The following is a 25,084-nucleotide window of genomic DNA, read 5'->3' as shown; positions in this document are numbered from 1 at the left end:
GATGATCGAATTGCGTGAAGACATGCAAATAAGAGCGATGGAAAGTAATGATGTCAATGTCATTTTTCATGCGATTGAACATCAAGATATTAGTAAGCGATTAGATTATATTGCAAGATGCTGGGAAGAAAATAAAACGGGACAGCGCGTCACCCTTGTCGCTTTCTACAAGGGTCAGTTCGCTGGATGGCTGCATCTGCTGTCACAATCGTATTATCCCTATTTTCAGCAAAACAACATTCCTGAAATAAACAATTTTGATGTGATCCCAGCCTTGCGGCGCAAGGGGATTGGAAATGCTTTGATGGATGGCATTGAGCAGATCGCATTTGAAAAATACGGAATTGTTGGCATCGGTGTAGGGCTCTATCCTAGCTATGGCAGTGCACAGCGCATTTACGCTCGCAGAGGCTATATTCCTGACGGTAGAGGAATTTCGTACGAGAATGTAATTGTGAAGCCCGGCAGCATGGTTCGTGTCGACGATGAACTAGTGTTATACATGGTGAAGGAAGCGCCTAATTCCTCTTCGGAAAATAGCAAATAGATTGTCCATACGATTCATTGTTCCTCTATCGGGGTAAGAAGTAGTAGACCGATAGCTTGACCATAAGAAGCTATAACTAACAGCTTTCTAGGAGGTGCAGGCAACAATGGATACAGATAGAGACTTGTATGGCGAAGTAGAAGAGGAAATATTGGCAAAAAAGCAAGGCAACAGCTACGTTCTGACAACAACCAAAGGAACGATCGGTAAGATCACTTACACGATGGTCGACGTAGACACCTGGGTCATTGACCACACGTATGTGGATGGCGACTATCGTGGCCAGCATTTGGGGCGGCAGCTGCTTGATTTTGTAGTAGAAGAGGCTAGGGAGAAGGGAAGACGGATTATTCCTTCTTGCTCCTATGCGTTAGCCGAGTTCAAGCGGAATCCAGCATATGAGGATGTATGGGATAAAACAAACACGGAATATTCCGATTCGTACAGCTCCAGCGGAGCGGGTGCAGCAAGAGGCGGATTGTCCAACTAATAAGCAACAAAAAAAGAGCTGTCTACCTACAAAGGTGGATGGCTCTTTTGCTGCCTATAACGATTACTTCGCAGTAGTTACTCTAGCTTGTTCATTCAGCTTAAGCAGGTTTGAAAATTGAAGTGGTTTGCGGTCGGTTTTATTGTTTGCATTTATTCTTGGTGGATACATGTAAAGACCTCCTTTAATAATAGAATATATTCACAGTAACATATGGAATAAAGTGGCGTCAATTGTCATTTTTTGTTCGATTTAAGTAGTGAAGAAGTTGGTTGAAATCAGTGGAATAGGCATTTTCTATTTCATGGTACCCATCTCTTTGTCCTACTATAGTCGCAAATTTGGAATAAAGTCTGTTCAGATAGGCATGGCTTGCAAGCGCGTGAAATTCAAATGTCCGGACCTTCGGATTCTCTGCAGCGATATGGTTTGCTAGAAAACGAAAGCCGTTAATGAACAATCGGCCGCTTCGATAGGCGTCGTTTATAATGACGGAATCTACGAAAGCAATTTCCCCTTCGCGAACAGGCTCATATTCCGTAGACAAATATCTATAATGCGCCCATCCAATCGTGTCGCCCTCCAGGCTTAGGATTAGCATTACTTTGGATTGCTGTAGAGACTGTAAAATATGATATAAGCTATCCGGAAGCGAAAACTTGCTGCTGAAGTCGGTGCGATGCCTGATGAAATATAGAGCATACTGTGCTAAATCAGCATCATTCTTACAAACGCGGTACTGCGCAAGCATCGATAAGCAACCTCCTTCTATTTTCGTTCCTTAAGCGTTTGCCTGACTCGGTTATTGATTTCAGGATGTTTAGATAACACGTAATGAAGCCCTTTCCGCTGCAAGGTAAGGAACACGCAAGGCGTAATGGCTGTGATATCGGCTGTACGCGGCACATTGTTAAGCAAAGCAATTTCACCAAAATGGTCTCCGTCCTCTAATATGGCAAGTCGAAGCTTTCCATCAATCGCATTTGCGTCCTTGCGTGATACTTCAACCCGGCCGCGTGCAATTAAGTAAAATTTCTCACCCTGATCTCCGGCATGAATGACAGGTTGGCCTGCGCTAAATGTCTCTGTGTTGAACAGGCTACGAATTTCTTTCAGTACTTCGTTATCAATACCTTGAAAGAAAGGAAGCTTTGCAAGCCTTTCCTCATCAATATCAGCTTCCTGCCCGCTATTTGAAATCAGCATACCATTCTGCTTTTCCCATAATTCTTTATAATAGCCTCCGCGTGCAAGCATTTCCTCATGAGCCCCAATGTCGACCAGCTCACCTTTATCAAACACAAAAATGCAATCTGCACCTGTTATAGAAGATAAACGATGCGTAACGGTTATAACGGTTCGATTGCGTGACAAATCCCTAAATGTACGGTTAATAGATGCCTCAGCTATCGGGTCTAGCGCAGAGGTAGCTTCATCCAACAATAATAGTTGGGGATCTTTTAATATCGCGCGAGCAATGGCGAGCCGCTGCCGCTGCCCTCCAGACAAATTAGACCCATCATCCAGCACCAGCGTATCGTAACCATTTGGCAGCGTCATGATGAACACATGAATTTCAGCTTGTTTGGCAGCTTCTATGATTTCTTCCTTCGTTGCCGTTGGTTTGCTGATGCGAATATTGTCCATAATGGAACCTCGAAAGAGAAAGTTATCTTGAAATACAACGCCGAGCTGATCTCGGTAAGAGCTTCGACTTAGTTCCTGCATGGGAATACTATTGATTTCGAGTTGACCTGCACTTGGGTCATAGAAGCCCAGCACCAGCTGTACGAGCGTGCTCTTGCCAGAGCCGCTAGAGCCTACGAATGCAGCTGTGGTTCCAGCTTTAATATGTAAATTTATCTTTTTAAGTGCTTCCTGCTCCTCGTTATAGCGAAAGGAAACGTCTGAAAAACGAATATCCGGCAAATGATTTAGGGGGCTCGTCATAAGTGCTTTACCTGTTGTTTCCTTAGGCGCTTGCAACAGCTTGTTCATTCGCTCAATGCTGACGGAAGCATCCGTAAAGACTGGAATCGTTGCGGTTAAATTAAAAACGGAATTCCCCATTGAAGTATACATCGTAAAAAAGGCAACCAAAGCCCCGATCGTAATATGCCCGTGAAGTGCGAGATAAGAGCCAAGCCCAATAATGGATAAATTGATCAGGAGTAAGCTGATCAGCGGAATTCGCTCCAGCTGAGCGTTAATCACATTTTTTCGATAGTGAATGAGATACATCGTTTGCAGTCTGCCCACAAATTTATGTGTCATCGCCTGCTGGAGATTAAAACCTTTGACTACTTTTTGCGCTCTAATGTTTTCCTGTATGTCGCCTGTTAAATGATCGAGTTGCTCCTTATGAGCGACGTTGATGGCCTGTGCGCGAGCGCCCAGCAAGTAAGGACCGGCAAAAATAAGGGCTGCCCCAAACAATATGGCTAGTGCCATACTCCACTGCAAATAAAACAAAACGGCGGTGCTAATGACTACAACGGAAAATGATTGTATTCCTACCGTCAGAATTGCATTCATTGCTCGCTCAATGGCAGGAAGATCGACTGTGAAATAGGAGAGCAGCTCACTTGAGCGCGTCTTCTGGAAGAAAGCGAGGTTCACTTGCTGCATATGCTCAAATAATTGCTTGCGCAAATCCTGCTGCACCCTTGCACTCAGCTTGGCAAGAGCATAATCGCTGAAAACGCCAGCGCTGAGGCAGAAGATGCCGCTAGCCGCCAGAATGATGATGATAAGAGAAAAGGCATGCAGATCCTTAGGAAGGATGGCTTTGTCGATTAGAAATTGAAAGCTCAATGGTGCTAATGAAATGAAGATGAGATCCAAAAATAGCGTAACGAAAAAAAATATAGCCAGAGGCTTGTAGGCGCGAATATAGCCTGCTAAGTGCTTAAGAACAATAAATACCATGACGGATTGTGCTCCTTCTGAGCTTAAAAATAAATTTCATGAGGGTATTTCATCAAATCATCGTGCCAATGGGTGAAATCCATTACATACTCTTCAATAACGCCATGATCCGTATCCTGAACCGCCACTTTCCTAGCTGACTTCGCGCAAAGGCGCTGAAGATTCGGCTGTGCGGGTATCCAGAACCGAAGCTCTGTAACAGGCTGTTTCAACTGCGCTAAGTACTGAGCGAGAAACTGTGAAGCCTGGAGAAACAATCGGCTGTTGCGATAGCTTTCCTTAATATAAACCGTCTGAATCTGGACGATATGCTCATTTTCATAGTTTTGATCTCCAGTGCCGTGTATGTACCCTATTGCGCCTATGATTTCATCATCGGGATTGCGAAATAGAATAGATTCTTTTTCCATAAACAGAGGGCTTGAAAGGTAGCTGAGAGAGACAGGAAAGGAATAGGGCAGGTTTAGCTGCACGAAATGTTCCAGCAAAAAAGTGATGTAGGCCTCTTGATACTTGGCAGTAGAGCAAATGTTGAAATAATAGCTCATAGGCTTAATTACCTTCTTTCAAGATAATGACCAAATTATACCATGATCTGACAATGAACAGAAGATTGATTGTGTATTCGACAACATTTGCAGCGTCCCTATTCCGCATCCATACTCACATTTTTTCAATTTACACGTACAATAACCTAATCGATTTGGAATGAAATGGAGGAAAACTAAGGTGATACTTGTTGCGGGTAGTCCTACGTTTTCGATTAATCCTTTGACGTTATCGGAGATTGAACGAAAAATACTGCAGGAGAAGCAGAAAAGCCAGGTTGTCTATCGCTATCCATCGGTTGATGCGCTCGAATTTGAGCTGAAAACGCGCATGCATACGGTTGAAGCAGCCAAAGCGCTTTATGCCAGTGGAGTGAGCTTTGCGACCTTCGCAGGGTCAAAATGCAATGAGCAATACTGGACGCGTACAGAAAACGGCGGCTTTCAGCTAAAGGGAGGCGTACTGCCTTCGGTTGGCATTAACGATATTTTTGAAAATGGACATTTGTACGGTTTTGAATGTGCAGGCGCCATTATTATTATCTTTTATAAGGCAGTGCTTGATACGGTTGGCGATGCCGTGTTCAACGCTTATTTTAAAAACCTGTTTTTAAGAGACTGGCAATACGACCGTGATTTAAGCTTAATAACTACCTATGATAAAAATGAAGCCTATCCCGGCGACGCGCTCTACTTCAAGAACCCTCACCATGATCCGGATACACCGGAATGGCAAGGTGAGAATGTCATCATGCTGGATGATGATTTGTATTTCGGCCATGGCATCGGTATTGAATCCGGCCAAGACATCATTAATGCGCTGAATCGCATGCGCTATGAGAATGCCTCTATATCTGCGTACTTGCAGGATATTGTGGTCCATCCCGATTATGAATATTTGCGAGGCTTAAACGTTAGGGACGTTTGGTGGGATGGGGGAAGCGGTTCCGAACAGCTCGGCATTGCGGCAAGAATAGGCACGGGCTCGGCTAGATATTAAAATGATTCGTATCCTTGAAATTTATGAAAAGGCACCTGTAGGAGATGCGTTTGCTGCTCTCGAATACAGGTGTTTTCGCTTGGCGTGCATGAAGGAGTATAATGAAAACAGCAATGATAAATATGATCATTTGTAGGGAGCAAGCCAATGAGAATGCATGTGTTAATTGTAGATGATGATCCTTCTATTCGGGAGCTTTTACGTTTTGTTTTGGGAAAAGACGGCTATGTCGTTCTTGAAGCGGAAAATGGACAAGCAGCGTCCATCCTGCTTGAGAACGAGCAGGTACATCTTGCTGTCGTCGATATTATGATGCCCGGTAAAAATGGGTACGAGCTATGCCGCGAAATCAGAGAGCATTATGACATTCCTGTTATGATGCTGACTGCAAGAGCGGAGATGGAGGACAAGGAGCAAGGGTTTGACTCCGGGACGGACGATTATTTAGTTAAGCCGTTTGAGCCAAAGGAGCTTTTGTTTCGTATAAAAGCGCTGCTGCGCCGCTATCGCCTTGTATCCTCTGAGGTTATCAAGCTCGGGAACGTCTCCATTGATCGAAGAGGCTATGAAATTAAAATAGGCGATGAAGTTATAACTCTGCCGCTGCGGGAATTCGAGCTGCTGTCACAGCTTGCAAGCCACCCGGGCCGCATTTATACACGGGAACAGCTTATTCAGCTCATCTGGAGCGCTGATTTTAAAGGAGACAGCCGCACGGTTGATGTTCATATCAAACGGCTGCGCGAGCGCTTCACGGATTGTCAGGACGATTTCACGATAACAACGATCAGGGGTCTCGGCTATAAGCTGGAGGTGCATGAGGGATGAAGTCGCTGTATGTTCGAATTGTGTTCACGTTTGTGATGGTCGCTATGATTAGCCTCATTCTAGGCTTGCTATTTACGGGGCTTTACTACCAGAATAATCAGCAATCCAGCAATGAGCATAAAATGATCGCAATCGCACAAAACATCAGCACCCAATATGAGCAAAATCCGCAAATGGATCTGGATAGCTATCTGACACATATTGCAGCACTTGGCTTTCAAATTTATTTGGTTCATGACAATTTGCAAGGACAAGCCTACGGCTCGCCGTTTAAGCATGGAACGCTAAGCGAGCAGCAAATGCATTCGGTGCTTGACGGAGCTATTTATCGGGGGCTGGAGGAGCAGAAGGGACGGCTGGAGCTGTTCTCTTATTTCAAAAATAGTGTTTTGAACACAGCAGGTATGAGAGTTCAGACGCAGGATGGGTATGCAGCGCTGTTTATCCGCCCTGACTTGCAGCAGCAAATTGGCGAGATACGTATTATTGCAGCGATATTGATCGGTGCTACCTTCGTCATCAGCTTGCTGTTAATTGTGTTCTTATCGCGCCTTATTGTGAAACCGGTCAACGAGCTTACGAGAGCAACGAAAAAGATTGTTGCAGGTGATTTTGAAGCAGGGCTGCAGCTCTCGCGCAAGGATGAGATCGGCGAGCTGGCACGCAACTTCTCGGTGATGTCGGTGGCGATTAAGCAGCTGGACCAGATGCGGCAAGAATTTGTGGCGAATGTCTCGCATGAATTTCAGACGCCGCTTACGTCCATGCAGGGATTGGCTCGGGCAGTGCTCGATAAGGAAACGACGCCGGAGCAGACGGACAGCTATATGGCCATTATAGAAAAAGAAAGCAAGCGTCTATCCCGTATGAGCAAGCAGCTTCTAACACTTGCTGCGCTCGACAAGGATAATAAGCCGCTCCATAAGACAAGCTTTCGCTTAGACGAACAGCTGCGCCAGCTGTTAATTACACTCGAGTGGCAATGGTCGGAGAAAAATTTGCATTTGGAGCTTGAACTGCCGGATACGACGATCCATGCTGATCAAGAATTGCTCTATGAGGTGTGGTTAAACCTGATTGCCAATAGCATTAAGTTTTCGGATGCAGGCAAGCCGATCAGCATTAAAATAGTGGAGAGCGACGTCATTACTGTTGTCATCGAAGATCAGGGAACAGGCATATCAGAGGATGATCTCCCATTCATTTTTGACCGTTTCTATAAGGCGGACAAAGCTCGCAATGATGCTACTTCAGGCAGCGGGCTTGGACTCTCTATCGTGCAGAAATTGGTGGCTTTGCATCAAGGCAGTATCGAGATTCAAAGCAAGCGTGCAGTTGGAACAACGGTTACCGTTACCCTTCCACGAGCATAAGTTTTTATGTAATTATCGTTGTCAATATAGAAAATGCCTCATTCCTTTAAAAATAAGGGGAATGAGGTATTTTTATTTTGTAAATATGTATCTTTTATGTGAGGTTATTCGGTTGCAAATCTTGTAACATGAATAAAAAAAGGTTTTTAATTGTTTAATCTTATGTTAGTTTTATGTCATTTACATGCTTTGTGAAGCTCATTTTCATGCCGAGGAGTGGTTTTTATGACAGAGTTGTTAAATATGGATATTCCGAAAGAAAAGCTCATATTGGCTAAGCATTATCCCATTCAAGTATTGGAAACGATAGGCGTCAATGCGACCTATCAGAAGCTTCATTGGCATGATGTGCTTGAAATCAATTTAATTAAATCAGGAACCGGCTATTACATCATTAACGGGCAAACGTTTGAGTTTCAAGAGGGTGATATCTTGCTTATTAACTCGAATGATTTGCACTGCGCTTACGAAACCAAGGATTTGGTCATGCAAGTGATCTGCTTTGATGCTTCTTGGCTGCTAAATATTGTCCGTTATGATTCAGAAATTTTGCATCCCTATAAGGAAATGGGGGTCCATTTCACTAATTTGCTGGACCGCAATGAGCCTCATATGAACGAGCTTAGAAGCCTGCTTCTTGAAATTCAGGATGAACATGATCAGGAGCAAACCTCTTACGGTTCTTTGGTTTATTCAAATTTAATCCGCTTTCATGCATGCGTAAATCGTTACTTCCGCAGAGAGGGGTTAAATCGGGGAAAGGATAGCATCGGTGCAAGGCAGCTGGACAAAATGCGCAAGGTCATTTACGACATGCAAAAAAACTTTGCATATCCATGGACGCTTGAGGAACTCGCAGGACTTGTTTACTTAAGCCCCTCCCGTTTTAGCGATATTTTCCGGCGTACAGTAGGGACGCCTCCGCTGCTTTATTTGATTCATATTCGCTTAGAGCATGCCGTCATGCTGCTCGAAACCAGCGATATGAAAATTACAGAAATCGCACTGGAATGCGGTTTTCGCAGCTTATCTAATTTCAACCGTTTATTTAAGAAGCACATTGGCTCCTGCCCGAAAATCGCAAGAGGCTAAATCATTTGGAAACAGTAAGATAGTGTTAGTTATCAATCGTTTAAGAGGAGAATCAACACAGCGGAAAAGATAAAATAAACACATGACGAATGGATAACGCATTTATGTTACTTTAACTAACATTAGAAAAAAAGGGGGGGAGCATGCTGCAAACAGATCTACAAACCAAACAGCATGTGTACAAGCAGCCCGGGCAGACGAAACGCTTTATCAAACAATGGGATATTCAGCTCATGGTTATACCAGCGTTGCTCTTCATTTTTGTCTTTAACTACATTCCCATGTATGGGGTGCTGATGTCTTTTCAGGATTACAGCATTTTCAAAGGGTTCATGCACAGTCCGTGGGTAGGGTTTAAACATTTTGAAATGTTTTTTAATGCTCCCGAGTTTTGGGTGGTTATGCGAAATACACTCGTCATCAGTTTGCTGAAGCTGGGCATTGGATTTCCAGCGCCAATCGTATTGGCACTGATGCTGAATGAGATTAATAACCGTACGTTTAAACGAATTATTCAGACGGTTAGCTATTTGCCTCATTTCTTGTCATGGGTTATCGTATCGGGCTTCGTTATATCGATGTTATCCACCGATAACGGAAGCTTAAATATGCTGCTGGAATCCGTGAATCTCATTAAAGAGCCAATCAATTTCTTATCCTTGCCGGAGTATTTCTGGGCGATCCTTGTCACAACCGGTGTTTGGAAGGAAATTGGCTTTGCTTCTATCGTTTATTTAGCTGCTATTGCAGGCATTAACCCGCACTTGTATGAAGCGGCTTCAATTGATGGAGCCAGCAGAGTGAGACAAATAGTTACGATTACGATTCCATCGATTATGCCCGTTGTTGTTGTGTTCTCGATATTAGCAATTGGCAACCTGTTGAATGCCGGATTTGAAGATATTTTGCTACTAGCTGGGAACCCTGTGCTGCGCGATGTAAGTGATGTTATCGACACTTATGTGTATAGGCTGGGTATTCAAAATTCCCGTTTCTCTTATGCAACGGCTGCCGGTCTATTCAAAGCGATTATTAGCGTCGGTTTATTAGCAGGAGCAAACTATTTGGCTCGCCGGTCAGGCAACAGCTTGTGGTAAAGAGAGAAAGGGCGGCGAAACGATGAAATTATCCTTTGGCGACAAAACATTTATGGCAGTCAACTATTTTCTATTGTTTGTGTTAGGCTTCACAGCCTTCTATCCATTCTGGAATGCTGCAGTGATTTCCTTTAATGCGGGAACCGATACGATGCTCGGTGGAATTACATTTTGGCCGCGCGTCTTCTCGCTAGACAATTATGAGGTCGTTTTCAAGGACAAACGACTTATAGATGGATTTATTATTTCTATTCTTCGTACGGTCATAGGTACGCTCCTATCCATTGCAGCAACAGCGATTTTTGCTTACGGAATGAGTAAGCGAAATTTAGTTGGACGAAAGTATTACATGATCTTTTGCGTGTTGACCATGTACTTTAGCGGCGGATTAATTCCGAGCTACCTGCTCATACGTGAGCTTCATTTGATGAATTCGTTCTGGGTTATGATCATACCGGGAATTATCAGCGTATGGAACATGATCATTTTCCGAACCTTCTTTCTTGGCATACCGAATGGACTCGAGGAATCGGCACAAATTGACGGCTCCAGCAACTGGGGTATTTTATTTCGCATTGTTCTTCCTCTATCGGGGCCTGTCATTGCAACGCTTTCGTTGTTCACGGCGGTGTATCACTGGAATGATTGGTTTTCACCGAGTCTTTATATTTCAGATATTAACCTATTGCCGATTCAAACGAAGCTGCAGCAAATATTGAACTCCAATATTATGCTGGAGCAAATGTCCCAAATGGATTCAGCGGCACAAGGCCGAATGAGTGCAATGAAGGCGGTAACTTCAAAGTCGTTATCCATGGCAACCATGATGGTGGCGACTGTTCCGATTTTATGTGTGTATCCTTTTGTACAAAAGTATTTCGTGAAGGGCGTTCTCGTTGGTTCTTTGAAGGAATAACCAAGGGTTTAAAGCGTCAGCTTTAACCATAGATAGACAAGCAGAAGGGAGTTTAAGCGATGGCTAAATTCAGTAAAGCTTTTCATGCAGCATTGTCAATCACACTTGTCGTTGTACTTGCACTAACAGGATGTTCAAGCAATAATGGGGCGAATTCCGGGGTAAAGGAAGGAACCGACAACAAGCCGGATTCAAGCAAAGCTGCGTTTGTGCTGGGGGATCAACCGCTCGAGTTTTCTTTTTACGGCCATTATGATTGGTATACGATGCCTCCTTGGGGCGACGATTTATCGACGAAATGGATTAAGGAGAATAAGAAAGTAAATGTGGTGCCAATCAGCTCAGGAGGCAATGCGAAACAAAAGTTCAACACGATGATTGTAGCGGGAGAACTGCCTGATGTGATCTGGATGGAGCGCAACGCAGACGTAGAGAAGCTGCGCTCGGAAGGAATGCTCGTTGCTTTTGACGATTACTTAGATAAATATCCGAATTTAAAGAAATGGGCTGGTGAGGCTACGCTTGATATGCTTCGCTCATCCGACGGCAAGCTGTATCAGTTTCCAAACTGGTATACGACGCAGCCTAATGGCAATGCAGGTTATTTGGTAAACAAGAAGATCCATGATGAGCTTGGCAAGCCGAGCTTGGAAACAACGGACGATCTTTATGCTTACTTGAAGCTGGTGAAAGAGAAATATCCGGATGTAGTCCCTCTGGAAGTAGGACAAAGCGCTTCGGGTATCGATATTATGGCATCCGCTTTTGCTGAAAATCGTCCTTATACGTACAATGCAATGATGGCTGTACCGTCAGGCGATAAACTGGTATCGATCTTTACAGATCCTGTCTACCGGGAATCGATTCAATACGCAAGCAGATTATACCGTGAAAGACTGATTTCGCAGGATAGCTTTACGCAAAAGGCAGAGCAGGTCGAGCAGAAGATTGTAACGGGGAAAATAGCGGTTTACGCGGCTTCCAGCCCGACGGAGTATGGTGCGAAGGGGAATGCGCTATTAGCGGCAAAGGACCCAAGTGCGGGGTATTTCATCACATGGCCGGTTCATAAAGCGGGACTTGATAAAAACAAAATATTCCCTGGCGATTACAAGCAGCTAGGCTGGAACGTCAGTGTCATTACGAAAGCGGCCAAAAACCCAGAAGCGATCTTCGCATTTTTGGATTGGTTCACGGGTCCAGAAGGACAGCGCCTTAGTATGTGGGGACCAGAGGGGATTTATTGGGATGGAGTGGATGCTGATGAAGCGCCATTGTTCACCGATAAGTTTGTAAATGACGTGGAAGAGCGCGAGGCATTAATGGCTTCAATCGTTAACTTTCAATGGGTAGGAAATACGGTATATGTAGACAACTCGAAGATGAAGTTTGAATCCACGCTGCCTGTGGAGAAACGGAGCTGGGAAACGTACTGGCAATCGGAAATTACGTGGAAAACGCAGCTCGATACGACAGAGTTCGTTAACTTGGACCCTGCTGGAGATACAGATGAGGGCATCGTTGGTTCAAGCGTATTCTCAATCTATGAGAAGTCGAGAGCGAAAGCGATTATGAATGCATCCTCCGATGCAGAAGTTAATCAAATTTTGGATAAGGCTGAAGCCGATGCACAGCAAGCTGGTTATGAGAAGCTTTTGAAATACAAGACAGAGAAGTGGCAAGAAAACGTAAGCAAATTAAAAAAATAGTGGTTTTAATTACAGGCTAGCTGGTTACAACTGCAGCAGTGGGATTGGAGGCTATATTCTCTATTGTTCATGCTTAAGCGATTAGTTTGCATGCATGGCGAGAAGAGAATAGCCTTTAAAACCAAGTATTCACATGGGAGAGAATATAATTGACATATTATTTGGGTGTGGATGGTGGAGGCAGTAAAACGATCGCTGTTGTATGTGACGAAATGGGGAGGGTTGTGGGCGCTAGTGAGAGCGGCTGCGGCAATCATCAATTAGGAGTAGAGCTTGCTAGAAGCAATATTCAGGCAGCTGTTATCCATGCCATGATGCATGCAAAGGTAACACAGGAGCAAATTGCGTACGCGGTATTTGGTTTGGCGGGAGCAGATCGCGAGGCTGACTTTCAAATATTAAGGCCGATGATCGCGAAGCTTGGGTTTGAAAACTACGAGATCGTTTGCGATACGGTAATCGGTCTGAGAGCCGGTACGAAGCAGCCGGATGGGGTTGTTGTCATATGCGGCAGCGGGACAAACAGCTTTGGCGTTAATCGCCATGGCGAGAGCTTGCAATGCGGCGGATTCGGTTATGCTTTCGGTGATTTTGGCGGAGGAAGCTTGCTGGCAGTGGAAGTTTTTCGTTCAGTTATACGCTCATGGGAGGGGAGAGGGCAAACTACCTTGCTTACGGATCTGACCCTTGAACAACTAGGCTACGACACCGTTGAAAATATGTTCCACGACTACTTGAATCAGGGCAGGATGATTCCTCACCAGCTTGCGAAGCTGCTGTTTGAAGCGGCGGAGCAAAAGGATGAGGTAGCTTGTAGCATTCTGCAGAGGCAGGGTGAAGAGCTTGGCATGACAGCGAGTGCTGTCATCTCGAAGCTGAATATGAATCATGATGTATTTGATCTCGTTATGGTTGGCAGTGTGCTGACCCGTGGCGACAGCCGCTACGTTGCGCCTTATTTGGAGGAGCATGTGAAACGGGCAGCTCCAAATTGCAGCTTGACCGTGTTGACGATGGAGCCTGTGGCAGGCGCGATTTTATTAGCTATGGATAAAACGACTTCTTCTATTGAAGAGTCTGTATATGCTTGTTTACAACAATGTTTATCAGTGAAGGAGGCGCAAGCAGAATGGGTGATCGATTAAAGGTAGTCGTTATTGGCGGAGGATCTTCTTATACGCCAGAGTTAATTGAAGGTTTTATATTAAATTATGCGACCTTTCCTGTGACGGAAATTGTGCTGGTAGACATACCGGAGGGACGGAATAAGCTGTCTATTGTCGGTCAGCTTGCCAAACGCATGATTGAGAAATCAGGCTTGCCTATTAAGCTGGATTTGACGCTGGATCGACGCTCGGTGCTGGCGGATGCTGACTTTGTAACGACGCAAATGCGTGTCGGCCGATTGGAAGCGCGCGGCTGGGATGAGTCTATTCCACTCAAATACAATATGATTGGGCAGGAGACGACGGGTGCAGGCGGGATGATGAAGGCTCTGCGCACTATTCCTGTTCTTCTTGAAATCTGCAAGGATATGGAGGAGCTTTGCCCAGAGGCATGGCTGCTTAATTTCACCAACCCGGCCGGCATGGTTACAGAGGCTATCCATAAGCATTCACGCATCAAATCGATTGGGCTATGCAACTCTCCAATAGCTGCATATAAATGGCTGTCATCGTTGTACCAAGTACCGGTAGAGCAAATCCAATGCGAATTCGCTGGGCTTAATCACCTGCACTGGATTAGCTCCATTACAGTTAATGGTGAATCCAAGCTGGATGAGCTCTTGAATAACCAAGACGGGTACTCCGCCAAAAACGTACCTCAATATGCTTGGAATGGCAGTCTGCTTCGTTCATTGCGAGCAATCCCGTCCTATTATTTAAAATATTTTTATTTGCAGCGCGAAATCTTGGCCGAGCAGCAAGCAGCGGCTGCCAAAGGTGAAACGCGGGCGGAGACGGTTCAGCGGCTTGAGGACGAGCTGTTCGAAATTTACAAGGACCCGAATCTGTCGGAGAAACCAAAGCAGCTTGAACAGCGCGGCGGTGCTTATTATTCGGAGGCGGCTGTAAAGCTGATGAACTCGCTATATAACGACAGCGGTGATATTCAAACTTTAAACGTACCAAATCAAGGGGTGCTGGACTTTCTGCCGGATGACGCTTGTATTGAAGTAAACTGTGTCGTTACGAAGGAAGGTCCAATTCCGCAGCCTGTAGCTATTGTGCCAGCGGCAGCGAAAGGACTCATTCATGCTGTGAAAGTGTATGAGCAGCTGGCTATTGAGGCTGCTGTATCCGGCAATAGGGATACGGCATTGCTGGCACTCGCGCATCACCCGCTCGTTGATTCAACGAATGACGCGCAGCGTATGCTGGATGAAATGCTGGAGCAGAACAAAGCGTATTTGCCGCAGTTTTTTGCAGAGTAAGCAGAATATGAATGAACGAAGACGTCTTCGCCGAATAGGGTGAGAGACGTCTTTTTTTTGCGCTTAGTAAGCTCAGTCGCAATCGCCCGCAATAACTGTTACATTAGAATTAAATATGAGTTAGGCATAGGTTCCGTATAATTTCAGCTTGTTTATAAGCCTATATAATGGAGGGTTGCGTATATGTCATCTTTTAAAGCGCTTGTGATTAACAAAGTAGAAAATGAGATTATCGCAAACACGCAGCAGTTGAACTTAAACAATTTGCCGCAGGGTGAATTGTTTATTAAGGTTGCGTATTCCAGTGTGAATTACAAAGATGCGTTAGCTTGTTTGCCTAATGGCGGTATTGTAAAAAGCTATCCTTTTGTACCTGGCATTGATTTGGCAGGCACGGTTGTATCAAGTGAGGATGAGAGATTCCAAGAGGGCGACGAAATTGTGGTCACGGGATATGGGCTCGGTGTCAATCATTTCGGCGGTTTTAGTGAATATGCCCGTGTGCCTGCGGAATGGGCAATCAAGCTGCCGCAAGGTTTGTCGATGAAGGAAGCCATGATACTGGGGACGGCAGGTTTTACTGCGGCATTGTCCGTATATGAGCTTGTGCAAAATGGCATTCGGCCTGAGGATGGTCCTATTCTCGTTACTGGTGCAACTGGAGGAGTAGGCAGTATTGCTGCTGCAATTGCGGCTAAGCTTGGGTATGAGGTGGCAGCGAGCACGGGGAAACTGGATAAGCAGCAGTATTTGCTTGATTTAGGCGTGAAGCGAATTCTGCCTAGAGAAGAGCTTCTATCTGGTTCCAAGCAGCCTCTGGACAAGCAGATATGGGCAGGAGCTATTGATTGTGTGGGCGGGGAGACATTAACCGCGGTGCTGTCTCAATTAAAATATGGCGGCACCGTAGCGGCGAGCGGTTTGACAGGCGGAGCGGGCCTTTCGATGACCGTATACCCATTCATCATAAGAGGAGTACGGCTGATCGGTATTGATTCTGTCATGGCAGGGATGGAGATTCGCAGCAAAATATGGGCGCTATTGGCTGATGCCTATAAGCCAAGTATGCTGGGCGAACTATTCTCGGAAATTAGTCTGGAACAGGTGAGCGACCAGGTAGCTACTCTCTTGAATGGGCAAGCCAAAGGCAGAACCATTGTAAAGCTATAACGATACAAAAGAGCAATTGCCCTCATGCGGGCAATTGCTCTTTAGTGTCAAAACTAACCTCGCTTTAATCGCCGTGCGCGGAATTGCTTGTATTGAAAATAGATTGTGCAGCCGATGCAAAAGCCGAGAATGGCGGCTAGCGCAGCAGCTCCCATCATTCCAGCATATATATAACCAGCTGCAGACCAGCCGAGCATAAAGCTAAGCAGCGAGAAGGTGAGGAAACCTACACCTAGGGAGTTGTTGAAGCGCTGCAGCTCAGCTGCTTCTGTTTGTGCGGAAGAAATTCGACCGTTTAGGAAAGGGCGAGCCGCAATAATGAATAAATTAGCTTTGGGACCGAAAATAAGTCCAATTATTTGAATAATCCATAGTGCTGCAATAAGCCAAGGCAACTGCAGGCCTATCGCAAGAAGAAGCACGGCAACGATACCGACTTGGTTACTTCGAACAAATGGAATGGGAATCTCCTTCATTATAAAAACCAACTTTCCTTATTGGATTTATATAATTTAATAGTAGATAATTTAAGCTCTTTTGGCAATAACCAAATGATTAATCGATCAAAAATATTATTAAATGACAACTTTCGATAACTACCAATTTTTTTCAATATTCATATATAATAGATTAATAATACTAAAGAACTAATTTCTTTGATAAGAGGTAGATAGATTAGTGAAGCTCACAGGTATCGATATGTTTAAAGGGCTCTCTAATGTAGAGCTTGCGAAGCTGCTGGGGATGCTTGATAAACAACAGATTCCTGCGGGAACGAGGTTGTTCCATCAAGGCGAGCATGGCGATCAAATGTTCATCATAGAAAGCGGCACGATTGAGCTATTCTCAAAAACGGATGACAGCGTTCGGCGTTCGCTTGCCGTGCTTGGGCCAGGCGAGGTTTTTGGTGAAATGGCTCTGCTTACTGGGGAAGCGCGGTCTGCTGAGGCCGTAGCTGCGGAGGATGCTGTACTGCATATCATTGACAGCAGGATGTTTGATCGCCTTGTTGCTGAGAATGCAATTTTCTCATCCTATTTCATCAAGCTGCTTTCGCAACGATTGATCGCAACGAATGCGAAGCTTCAAGCATCTAAGAAAACGGAATCCGAGCGAATTGCGTATGAGCTTGGACAATTGCGCGAGCTATCGGCTCGGTTTCTGCAGTGGTGCGCACATGTTCCTCTTATTAGCAGAGGGCTTGTGGAGCATACCTATGGCATGACAATGCAAAGGGAGCTTTCAGACAATCTCTTCCTTCGGGAGTGCTTTCAAGATGATCCATTAACATCGGAATGGTTAACTCTTGCAAGCGGTATTAAGCCGGTTCTTAATGATATAAGCAAGGAACGTTATGGGTACGAGGAGATGGCTGGTTGGCTGGAAAAAGCGACCTCGTGGTATGTTTCTCAAGGCAACTGGGTGGCATTCATCATGATCCAAGCGGATAAAGGGAACTGGCCAGCAGCGCTAGACACGTATGCTCGCATAGAAGGAGAGGTTACGGATCATCAGCGCGCAGAACTTTTTCGTACCATTAGCCGCTGTCCTAGAGATATACTCGCAGGAAATTACACGGTGCTGCAAACCTATCTTCCTTACTGTGAGAAAAATGCGCCGGAAATTGGGCTTGCTGTTATAGAAGCCTCTTTAAATCAGCCTAACAAATTTCAATCGCATGAGCTTTTGTTTTTGTACGAGTGCGGAACGGAGCTTAGCAGACGTGTTGGCAGAAACAATCAAGCGTTGGATTACTTGAAGCTGGCGGATGCATTAGCAAGCACTTTATCCTTCAATAAAGTTGAATTGCCGGATGCTGATCGGGCGTATGGATTAGCCAAACAAAAGCTGGCTAGAAAACGCAGCGAGGTGCTCGTGAAAGGCGCCGGACGTTTGTTGAAGGGGAATCGTGCTGCAGAAGCAGGGGCTGTCATGGCGGCGCTGCTCTGCATTATACTTTCTTTCCTATTAGATCCTATTGGCGGTTTATCTGAGGCGGGCATGCGGTTTATCGGAATTGCGCTAGCCGCAGTCATTATGTGGATTGTTCCGATTATGCCGGATTACATTGTGGCGCTTGGCATGATTATGCTGTGGGTGCTGGGGGGCGTTGCCTCTCCGGAAACGGCACTCTCGGGATTTGCGTCAAGCTCGTGGCTCTTCATGATTTCTATTATGGCGATAAGTGCGGTAATAACAAAATCAGGAATTTCTTATCGCTTTGCGCTCCATGCTTTAAAAAGATTTCCTGCCCATTACCGCGGACAGCTTTGGGGCATTATTGCAGGCGGGGTCCTGCTTAATCCGCTGCTTCCTTCATCCTCTGCCAAGGTATCGCTTGGCGTTCCGATGGCACAGACGCTCGCGGAATCGCTCGGCTTTGAAGAGAGGAGCAAGGGAGCCGCTGGCCTTGGGCTGATTGCTATGATTTTCTTTGGCTTTACCGCGCCTTTTGTTATGACAGGCTCATATACCAATATTATGGCTTATGGCCTTGCTTCTACAGAGCAATCGGTATCGTGGCTGCAATGGTTATTGTATGCGCTGCCGGGGTTTGTTATTTTTGGCACTGTGTTGATTATCGTATTGCTCTTTATGTTCCGTAATCTCGAGCCTGCCAAAGTTGTCACAAGCGAAGTTCTGAGTGAACAGCTAAAGCTTCTTGGCCCGCTAACAAAGGATGAGCGAGTATCGGTCTGGACGATTATATGCTGCATTGGGCTTATGGTGCTTCAACCGCTTCACGGGATTGAGAGTACATGGATTATGTTGATGGGTTTTGCGGTTTTGGTTATTAGCGGCGTGCTTGATAAACAGACGATTTCTACCGGAATAGATTGGACTTTTTTATTGTTTCTAGGGGCTGCATTTAGCTTTGCGGGCGTCGCCGAGCAGCTAGGAATTGCTGAGCTGTTATCCTCCTTTCTTGGAGAGCATATGTCTGTTTTTGTCAGCACGCCTGCCTTATTCCTTGTTGCAGTCATTCTCGTTTCCTTTATCGTTACGCTAGTCATTCGAGATGATCCAGCTGTTATTTTACTTATAACCGCTATTGTTCCTTTAGGAGAAACAGTAGGCATTCATCCTTGGGTGCTCGTGTTTGTCATATTGCTTGCAACAGATCCGTTTTTCTTTGCCTATCAGTCCCCTACCTATTTAACTGCCTATTACAGCTCGGAGGGGAAAGCGTTTACCCATCGTCAAGCCGGGAAGCTTGCACTCGGTTATGCGTTTGCAGTGCTGCTTATAGCTGTGCTCTGTGTTCCATATTGGAAGTGGCTTCATCTCATTTGACGGAAAAGAAGGGAAAGGAGGATATTATGAAAATAAAGCTTATACATATTATGGGCCTGCTTGCTGTACTGGCTATTTTCTTCCTGTATAGAGGAACATTTGATCGAATGGACTATTTTTTCCAAGATCGTTTTATGCAAAAGGAAAGCCCTGTCGAAACTCAAATTGCCATTATCGCTATTGACGATGAAAGTGTGAGTGAATTTGGGAGTTGGCCTTGGAATCGAAATGTTCATGCTCAATTGGTCGATATGCTCTCCGAGGGAAAACCGGCAGTTATTGCGTTTGACGTCACTTTTCCTGCACCGTCGGCAGATGATCCATCATCGGATGAAGCGCTAATCAGCGCAGTGGAAAATGCGGGCAATGTCGTATTTCCCGTATATGGGACATTTGAAGCTTCAGCCAAGCAGGGCGCAATCGACGCACTTGAAATATCTGAGCCGTTTCCGGCACTTAAGGAAGCGGCAGCGGCGGTTGGGCATATCAACACGATACCGGACCGCGACCACGTTGTACGCAACTCTTTATATCGTTTTATGTATGAAGGCGAGCAGGTTGAAAGCTTTTCTTGGACAATTTATAAAATGTACATGGAGCGCCAAGGCAAAAGTGTAAGTGCGGATATGCTTCCGCTTGATGCATTTGGACAGTTTCATATTCCCTATACGGAGCGGCCGGGGCAATATGAAGCGATTCCTTACGCTGCTGTACTGAATGGGGATGTACCTGCGGAGTATTTTCAGGATCGCATTGTGCTTATTGGACCGTATGCCACGGGCTTTAAGGATGAGTACCTGACGCCATTGCAGGTGAAAAAAATGATGTACGGGGTGGAAATACACGCGAACATTATTCAGGCTCTGCTCGAAAATGATCTTAAGCATGAGCTTAATTGGAAATGGAATGCGTTGATTTTGCTCCTTGCGGCTTCGCTTGCCTACTTCTTATTCCGAAAGTGGAATATGCTTATCTCGTTTTTGGCGGTTGCGGTTATTCTTGTTGCGTTTGTAGTAGGAAGCAGCTACTTGTACGGTCAGGGAATCATCATATCAATCGGCTATGTGGTGCCGCTGCTGATTATTAGTTGCATCATTGTCGTTGGGTTCCATTACGTAGAGGAATTGCTGGAGCGGCGCAGAGTGACGGATATATTCGGCAGATACGTGGCGCCTGAGGTCGTTAACCAGATTTTAAAAAATGGTGAAGAGGGCCTAAAGCTGGGCGGAACGCGCCGTGAGTTAACTGTGCTTTTTGTCGATATTCGCGGCTTTACGCCTCTCTCAGAGAAGGCGATGCCGGAGGAAATCGTTGAAATATTAAATGAATACTTGGATCTTGCCGCTAACTGCATCTTTAAATTCGAAGGTACGCTGGATAAGTTTATCGGTGATGCAGCCATGGCAATTTTCAATGCGCCGCTGCTTCTTGAAGACCATCCAATGCGAGCGGTGGAAGCGGCGTGGGCAATGAAAGAGGGCTCAGCCGCATTGGAGCGCAAGTTAATTGAACGATTTGGCTTTGGTGTGAAGTTTGGTCTTGGCATTCATACGGGGCCAGCCGTCTTCGGAAACATAGGTTCGAAGAGCAGGATGGACTACACCGCTATTGGAGACACGGTTAATACGACAGCTAGGCTGGAGAGCAATGCGAAGCCTGGCCAAATAATTATGAGCGATGCGGTCTATCAGGTGGTTAAAGATCGTGTTATTGCGAAGGCTCTTGGTGAGATCAAGGTAAAAGGAAAAGAACAGGGCATCTCAATCTATGAATTGGAGGGACTAAAATGAAGACGTTAAAGCTAGTTTTTGTGACTTTGCTAGTCATGGCCATTATTATGCCGACATCTGTTTTTGCGAAGGATACGGAAAAGGCGGGGAAAATAACGACCATTTCAGGCAAAGCGGAAGTGAAAAAGAGCGGCGGGTCCAAAAAATTTAATGCTTTTAAAGGAATGGCTATAACAAAAGGCGATACGATACTAACCGGCAGTGATGGGAAAATAACGATGGACCTGGACAGCGATAAAGAAGTCACGATTGGCACGGATACCACGCTTGTTGTAAGTGAACTGGTCAAAAGTGCAAAGGCACTGGGCGGCAAAACGAGTCTAAGCCTGCTGAAGGGAAAGGTTCTTGTCACGATTAAGAAGAAGCTTGACGGCGATTCTAGGTTTGAGATCGAGACGCCAACTGCCATTATGGGCGTTATGGGGACGCAGTTTACCGTTACGTATGAGAATAACGAGAGCTACTTGGGTGTATTTGAAGGCGCAGTAAAAACGAAGCATGGTCCAGGGCTAACGGACGAGACGACGGTTAATCCGAATGAACAGCTGCCACTGAATAAAGATGGGGCAGGAGTAAAGGAAAAGCTGAATTATCTCGATCTTCCGTTGGTCGGCCTGGAGCATTATCTTCTGCTGCTTCAAAAGGACGCCAAAGCGGATAAGGCATTAATTGAGCAAGTTAAAGCACTCATTGAAAAGAAAAAACAAGAGGAAGCGGCGGCAGCTGCAGGCGGTAGTGGAGGATCACAATCCAACTCTACTATTGTATATGAGGACAATGCGGGAACAGGCGGCAGCAGCGGTGGAGGCGGAAACCCAGTCGTGACGCCAACGCCAACGCCAACGGCGTCACCGACGCCAACACCAACGGCATCACCGACGCCAACGCCAACAGCGTCACCGACGCCAACACCAACGCCAGAACCTGTGCCGCCAACGCTAGATTTAACGATGTTTTATAATCATTTAGAATTGTATATGAAAAATGATAAAACGTTTATTTTGCCATTTACGACAGCACTTGCTCTTAATGATTCTAGTGCAAATATCGTCAAATTTGAGGTGCGTCAGGATGACGCTGGTGAATTTGAAAGTCTAGATATCGTTGAGACGGTTGATATACATCCATCTGAACCTAATCAGCTGGTGGTTAAATTAAAAGAAGCTGTGCAATACGGCTCTATAATTCGTATAACGGTCTATGAAAATAAATTAAAAAATTCGGAAACCAATGATGTGCAGACGAATGAACAAGTTACAGCAAGAGGAGAAATGGAACAAGGGTTTCAATTTATAAATAACAGTGAGTACCCGCCAATTGAATTTATTTTAGGGAAAACCGATTACAACACAACTATATCCTTTAGAACTTTTGGTTATGGAATGCCTGAATGGCCTTCTGAGGGGAACTCCCCGTACATCAGAATAACTAGAGTTTGCCCAGTTGAAGAAACGGAGGAGTGTTACCCGTTTTTTGAATATAACCTTAGCGGTGCCTTACTATTTAGCATGACTGGTCCTGATACGGCAATGGTTATGTTAAAAGGAAATTATTTTGCCGAAGGCAATTTACGGCCTGGAGCATATCGCTTAAGTATTTCTTTAATGAATGGCAGTAATGGTCAGGTTGAAAACTTTCTAGAGCTTGATATTACAGTACGGGTAGCTAATCCTCCGGAGGCTTTAACCTATGCGGCATTTATGGAGGATGAGTATACGTTAGTGCTTCCATTTACTACGGGCCTTGCTTTTGGGAATTATTTTCCAAAAGATGGTTTGATAATTTATAAATGCGACGCGGTAGAGCTTCCAGAGGGTAGAACATGTAGAAATGCGGAGCTGCCCCTCCTCGACATAACGGATATTGAGAGTGTTGCTGTTGACCAAGATAATCAAACGCAGCTCATTGTAAAGCTTAAAGATCCCATTGCATACAACTCAAATATTGATGTGTATGTAAAACCGAATGCTTGGAAGAACCCAGTTAATGGTGATTTTCAAGAAAACGAACAGCATTTCTCTTTAGATAGCAAAGTAACTGCCTCTCCTAGATTCGTAGATTTTGAGAACAGACCCGCTATAGTGAAGGATAAGGAGCTTTTCATCTACACACACGGTTATGAACTGGGAGAGATAATAATTAATGGATATTTTTGTGCGGAAGAGCCATCTTGCTTTGGGTTTGAAAATATGCCGCTAGATAGCGATGCATATGAGCTCGAGAATGATGGTGAGTATACAAAACTCATACTTAAAGGATTCTATTTCAGTATGGAACTAGCAAGAGGCGAGGGAAATATTACAATACCCATTATGAAAAAAGAGGAACAAATTGATGAGATAATTATACCCTTCCATATTATAATGCCAATAACTATAGATTAAATATCGAAAGGAGCAATTCTATGAAAAGCAATATTAAATGGCTAGCAGCAAGCACGGCGCTTGCGACGATGCTAGTTTCGTTTCATGCAACAGCATTCGCGGCGAATGAACAGCCAGTAGAAATAAGAGAGACGGAGAACGTCGCTAAAGTTGCCAATGTCATCGAGAAAGCAAGCCAACCTTGGGGGCTGGCTTCTGCCCCTGGTGGGAGCATCATTGTTGTAGGCTCGGGCAGCAATCAGATTAGCAAATGGCAAAATGAGAAGCTTACTCCTGTTACGACAAAGACGGAAGCGGGCTATTTCGATGGGACGATTGCCAATTCAACGTTCAATCAACCGTCTTCTACTGTAGTGAACAGCAAGGGTGTCATTTATGTAAGTGACACCGACAATCACGTTGTGCGCAGAATTGTAAACGATCGAGTATACACGGCTGCGGGAAATGGCAAGCCAGGAAATAAAGACGGCAAATTTGGCGATGCGCAGTTTAACTCCCCAACGGGATTAGCGATAGACAGCAAAGACAATGTTTATGTAGCAGACTCCCTAAACCATGTCATTCGTGTCATCACTCCCGAAGGCGTAACATCTACCTTTGCTGGAGTTGCTGGCGAAACAGGCGGATACAAGGACGGAAGCGCAGCGCAAGCTTTATTTAATGAACCGATGGGGCTTGTATTCGATGATAAGGGCGGTTTATATGTAGCTGACAGCGGCAATCATCTTATTCGTTATATTTATGATGGAAAGGTCAAGACGGTAGCTGGAAAACCGACAGCTGTCGATGCGCTTACCGGTTATATGGCAGGCGGCTATGGGAATGGCATAAGCGCTGAAGCGCGGTTTAATCGGCCGCGCGGGCTGGCATTTGCCGATGGGGTTTTGTTTGTTGCAGACAGCTTGAATAACCGAATTCGTGCTCTGCAAGCGGATGGAAAAGTCATTTCAATTGCAGGCCAAGGCGCGCCTGGCGATAAAGTTGGAGAGGTTGAACAAGCGCAGTTTAATCAACCGTCTTCCTTGCTGTATTTGAGCGGAAAACTGTACGTAGCCGACACGTTAAACAATAGCGTAAAGGTGCTGGCGGTGAATCCTAAGGCTCTCAATCCTATTCGTACGAAAGAAGAACTGATTGCAGGTACGGAGCTGCTGCCGGCGAGCAAAGATATTCAAGTATGGCTGGATAATAAGCAAGTGAAATTCACTGCTTCGCAAAAGCCTTTTAAGAGCGGAGAAAAAACATATCTTCCTGTGAGAGCTGTCTTTGGTGCATGGGGAGCGAACATAAAGTGGAATGCTGCGGCCAAGGAAGTGCAGCTGACCAAAAACAACTGGAAGCTTTCACTAAAAGTAAATGCGAAGCATACGGTTATTGTTGAAAAAGGCACTTTATACGTAGATGCACAATATTTAGCTGATGCCGCTTCATTTTTGTTTGCTTTTGATAGTGAATACAATGCTATTATTATGAGTAGTGAGTAA

The 25,084-nt window shown here is 45.1% G+C and carries 20 protein-coding genes; 16 read left to right on the top strand and 4 right to left on the bottom strand.

What is annotated here, in order from left to right:
• The first annotated feature begins 1 nt into the window (after position 1).
• Positions 2–547 carry a GNAT family N-acetyltransferase gene (locus tag ACIFSR_RS06285; RefSeq protein ID WP_430055849.1) on the top strand — a complete coding sequence of 182 codons (546 nt, stop codon included), beginning with the start codon at positions 2–4 and terminating at the stop codon, positions 545–547.
• Between the two features lie 106 nt (positions 548–653).
• Positions 654–1,037: a GNAT family N-acetyltransferase gene (locus ACIFSR_RS06280; RefSeq protein ID WP_430055847.1), complete on the top strand. Its 384-nt coding sequence runs from the start codon at positions 654–656 to the stop codon at positions 1,035–1,037.
• Between the two features lie 229 nt (positions 1,038–1,266).
• Here the strand turns inward: ACIFSR_RS06280 and ACIFSR_RS06275 are convergent, their stop codons facing one another.
• Genes ACIFSR_RS06275 through ACIFSR_RS06265 form a run of 3 tightly spaced genes read right to left on the bottom strand, consistent with a single transcriptional unit; the run spans position 1,267 to position 4,513 of the window.
• The gene (locus ACIFSR_RS06275) at positions 1,267–1,788 is read right to left on the bottom strand and encodes a GNAT family N-acetyltransferase (RefSeq protein WP_430055844.1); all 522 of its coding nucleotides are present in this window, start codon (positions 1,786–1,788) and stop codon (positions 1,267–1,269) included.
• 17 nt (positions 1,789–1,805) lie between these two features.
• Positions 1,806–3,965: an ABC transporter transmembrane domain-containing protein gene (locus tag ACIFSR_RS06270; RefSeq protein ID WP_430055841.1), complete on the bottom strand. Its 2,160-nt coding sequence runs from the start codon at positions 3,963–3,965 to the stop codon at positions 1,806–1,808.
• A gap of 23 nt (positions 3,966–3,988) precedes the next feature.
• A complete protein-coding gene (locus ACIFSR_RS06265) occupies positions 3,989–4,513 on the bottom strand; it encodes a hypothetical protein (protein WP_430055839.1) in 525 nt (174 codons plus the stop codon).
• A 181-nt stretch (positions 4,514–4,694) separates the two neighbouring features.
• On the opposite strand from ACIFSR_RS06265, the gene ACIFSR_RS06260 reads away from it, so the two are divergent.
• From ACIFSR_RS06260 to ACIFSR_RS06215, 10 genes are all read left to right on the top strand, one after another.
• Positions 4,695–5,513, top strand: a complete 819-nt coding sequence (locus ACIFSR_RS06260) for a protein-glutamine gamma-glutamyltransferase (protein WP_339206301.1) — start codon at positions 4,695–4,697, stop codon at positions 5,511–5,513.
• A 147-nt stretch (positions 5,514–5,660) separates the two neighbouring features.
• Positions 5,661–6,341: a response regulator transcription factor gene (locus ACIFSR_RS06255; protein WP_339206303.1), complete on the top strand. Its 681-nt coding sequence runs from the start codon at positions 5,661–5,663 to the stop codon at positions 6,339–6,341.
• A complete protein-coding gene (locus ACIFSR_RS06250; protein ID WP_339206304.1) occupies positions 6,338–7,714 on the top strand; it encodes a sensor histidine kinase in 1,377 nt (458 codons plus the stop codon). The genes ACIFSR_RS06255 and ACIFSR_RS06250 overlap by 4 nt, the downstream gene beginning before the upstream one ends.
• A 225-nt stretch (positions 7,715–7,939) precedes the next feature.
• The gene (locus ACIFSR_RS06245) at positions 7,940–8,806 is read left to right on the top strand and encodes an AraC family transcriptional regulator (protein WP_076268526.1); all 867 of its coding nucleotides are present in this window, start codon (positions 7,940–7,942) and stop codon (positions 8,804–8,806) included.
• A 143-nt stretch (positions 8,807–8,949) separates the two neighbouring features.
• Positions 8,950–9,903 carry an ABC transporter permease gene (locus tag ACIFSR_RS06240; RefSeq protein ID WP_339206306.1) on the top strand — a complete coding sequence of 318 codons (954 nt, stop codon included), beginning with the start codon at positions 8,950–8,952 and terminating at the stop codon, positions 9,901–9,903.
• 22 nt (positions 9,904–9,925) lie between these two features.
• The gene (locus tag ACIFSR_RS06235) at positions 9,926–10,819 is read left to right on the top strand and encodes a carbohydrate ABC transporter permease (protein WP_076268524.1); all 894 of its coding nucleotides are present in this window, start codon (positions 9,926–9,928) and stop codon (positions 10,817–10,819) included.
• Positions 10,820–10,878: 59 nt separating this feature from the next.
• Positions 10,879–12,528 carry an extracellular solute-binding protein gene (locus tag ACIFSR_RS06230; protein ID WP_339206308.1) on the top strand — a complete coding sequence of 550 codons (1,650 nt, stop codon included), beginning with the start codon at positions 10,879–10,881 and terminating at the stop codon, positions 12,526–12,528.
• Positions 12,529–12,677: 149 nt separating this feature from the next.
• Entirely contained in the window at positions 12,678–13,673 is a 996-nt protein-coding gene (locus ACIFSR_RS06225; protein WP_430055834.1) for an N-acetylglucosamine kinase, read from the top strand.
• A complete protein-coding gene (locus ACIFSR_RS06220; RefSeq protein ID WP_430055831.1) occupies positions 13,658–14,962 on the top strand; it encodes a 6-phospho-beta-glucosidase in 1,305 nt (434 codons plus the stop codon). The genes ACIFSR_RS06225 and ACIFSR_RS06220 overlap by 16 nt, the downstream gene beginning before the upstream one ends.
• 183 nt (positions 14,963–15,145) lie before the next feature.
• Positions 15,146–16,132 carry an oxidoreductase gene (locus tag ACIFSR_RS06215; protein ID WP_430055828.1) on the top strand — a complete coding sequence of 329 codons (987 nt, stop codon included), beginning with the start codon at positions 15,146–15,148 and terminating at the stop codon, positions 16,130–16,132.
• 53 nt (positions 16,133–16,185) lie between these two features.
• On the opposite strand, the gene ACIFSR_RS06210 is transcribed toward ACIFSR_RS06215, so the two are convergent.
• On the bottom strand, positions 16,186–16,608 hold the full coding sequence (locus ACIFSR_RS06210) for a DUF4395 domain-containing protein (RefSeq protein WP_430055825.1): 423 nt from the start codon (positions 16,606–16,608) through the stop codon (positions 16,186–16,188).
• 202 nt (positions 16,609–16,810) lie between these two features.
• On the opposite strand from ACIFSR_RS06210, the gene ACIFSR_RS06205 reads away from it, so the two are divergent.
• From ACIFSR_RS06205 to ACIFSR_RS06190, 4 genes are read left to right on the top strand one after another with little or no spacing between them, the layout of a single operon-like run.
• Positions 16,811–19,426, top strand: coding sequence for an SLC13 family permease (locus ACIFSR_RS06205; protein WP_430055822.1), 2,616 nt, complete (start codon positions 16,811–16,813; stop codon positions 19,424–19,426).
• Between the two features lie 26 nt (positions 19,427–19,452).
• A complete protein-coding gene (locus ACIFSR_RS06200) occupies positions 19,453–21,216 on the top strand; it encodes a CHASE2 domain-containing protein (RefSeq protein ID WP_430055819.1) in 1,764 nt (587 codons plus the stop codon).
• Positions 21,213–23,600 carry a FecR family protein gene (locus ACIFSR_RS06195; protein ID WP_430055817.1) on the top strand — a complete coding sequence of 796 codons (2,388 nt, stop codon included), beginning with the start codon at positions 21,213–21,215 and terminating at the stop codon, positions 23,598–23,600. The genes ACIFSR_RS06200 and ACIFSR_RS06195 overlap by 4 nt, the downstream gene beginning before the upstream one ends.
• Positions 23,601–23,620: 20 nt before the next feature.
• A complete protein-coding gene (locus ACIFSR_RS06190; RefSeq protein ID WP_430055814.1) occupies positions 23,621–25,084 on the top strand; it encodes a stalk domain-containing protein in 1,464 nt (487 codons plus the stop codon).

The organism is Paenibacillus sp. NRS-1760, from assembly GCF_050467785.1.
Lineage (GTDB): Bacteria > Bacillota > Bacilli > Paenibacillales > Paenibacillaceae > Pristimantibacillus.
This window is presented reverse-complemented; position numbering and strand designations above follow the sequence as displayed.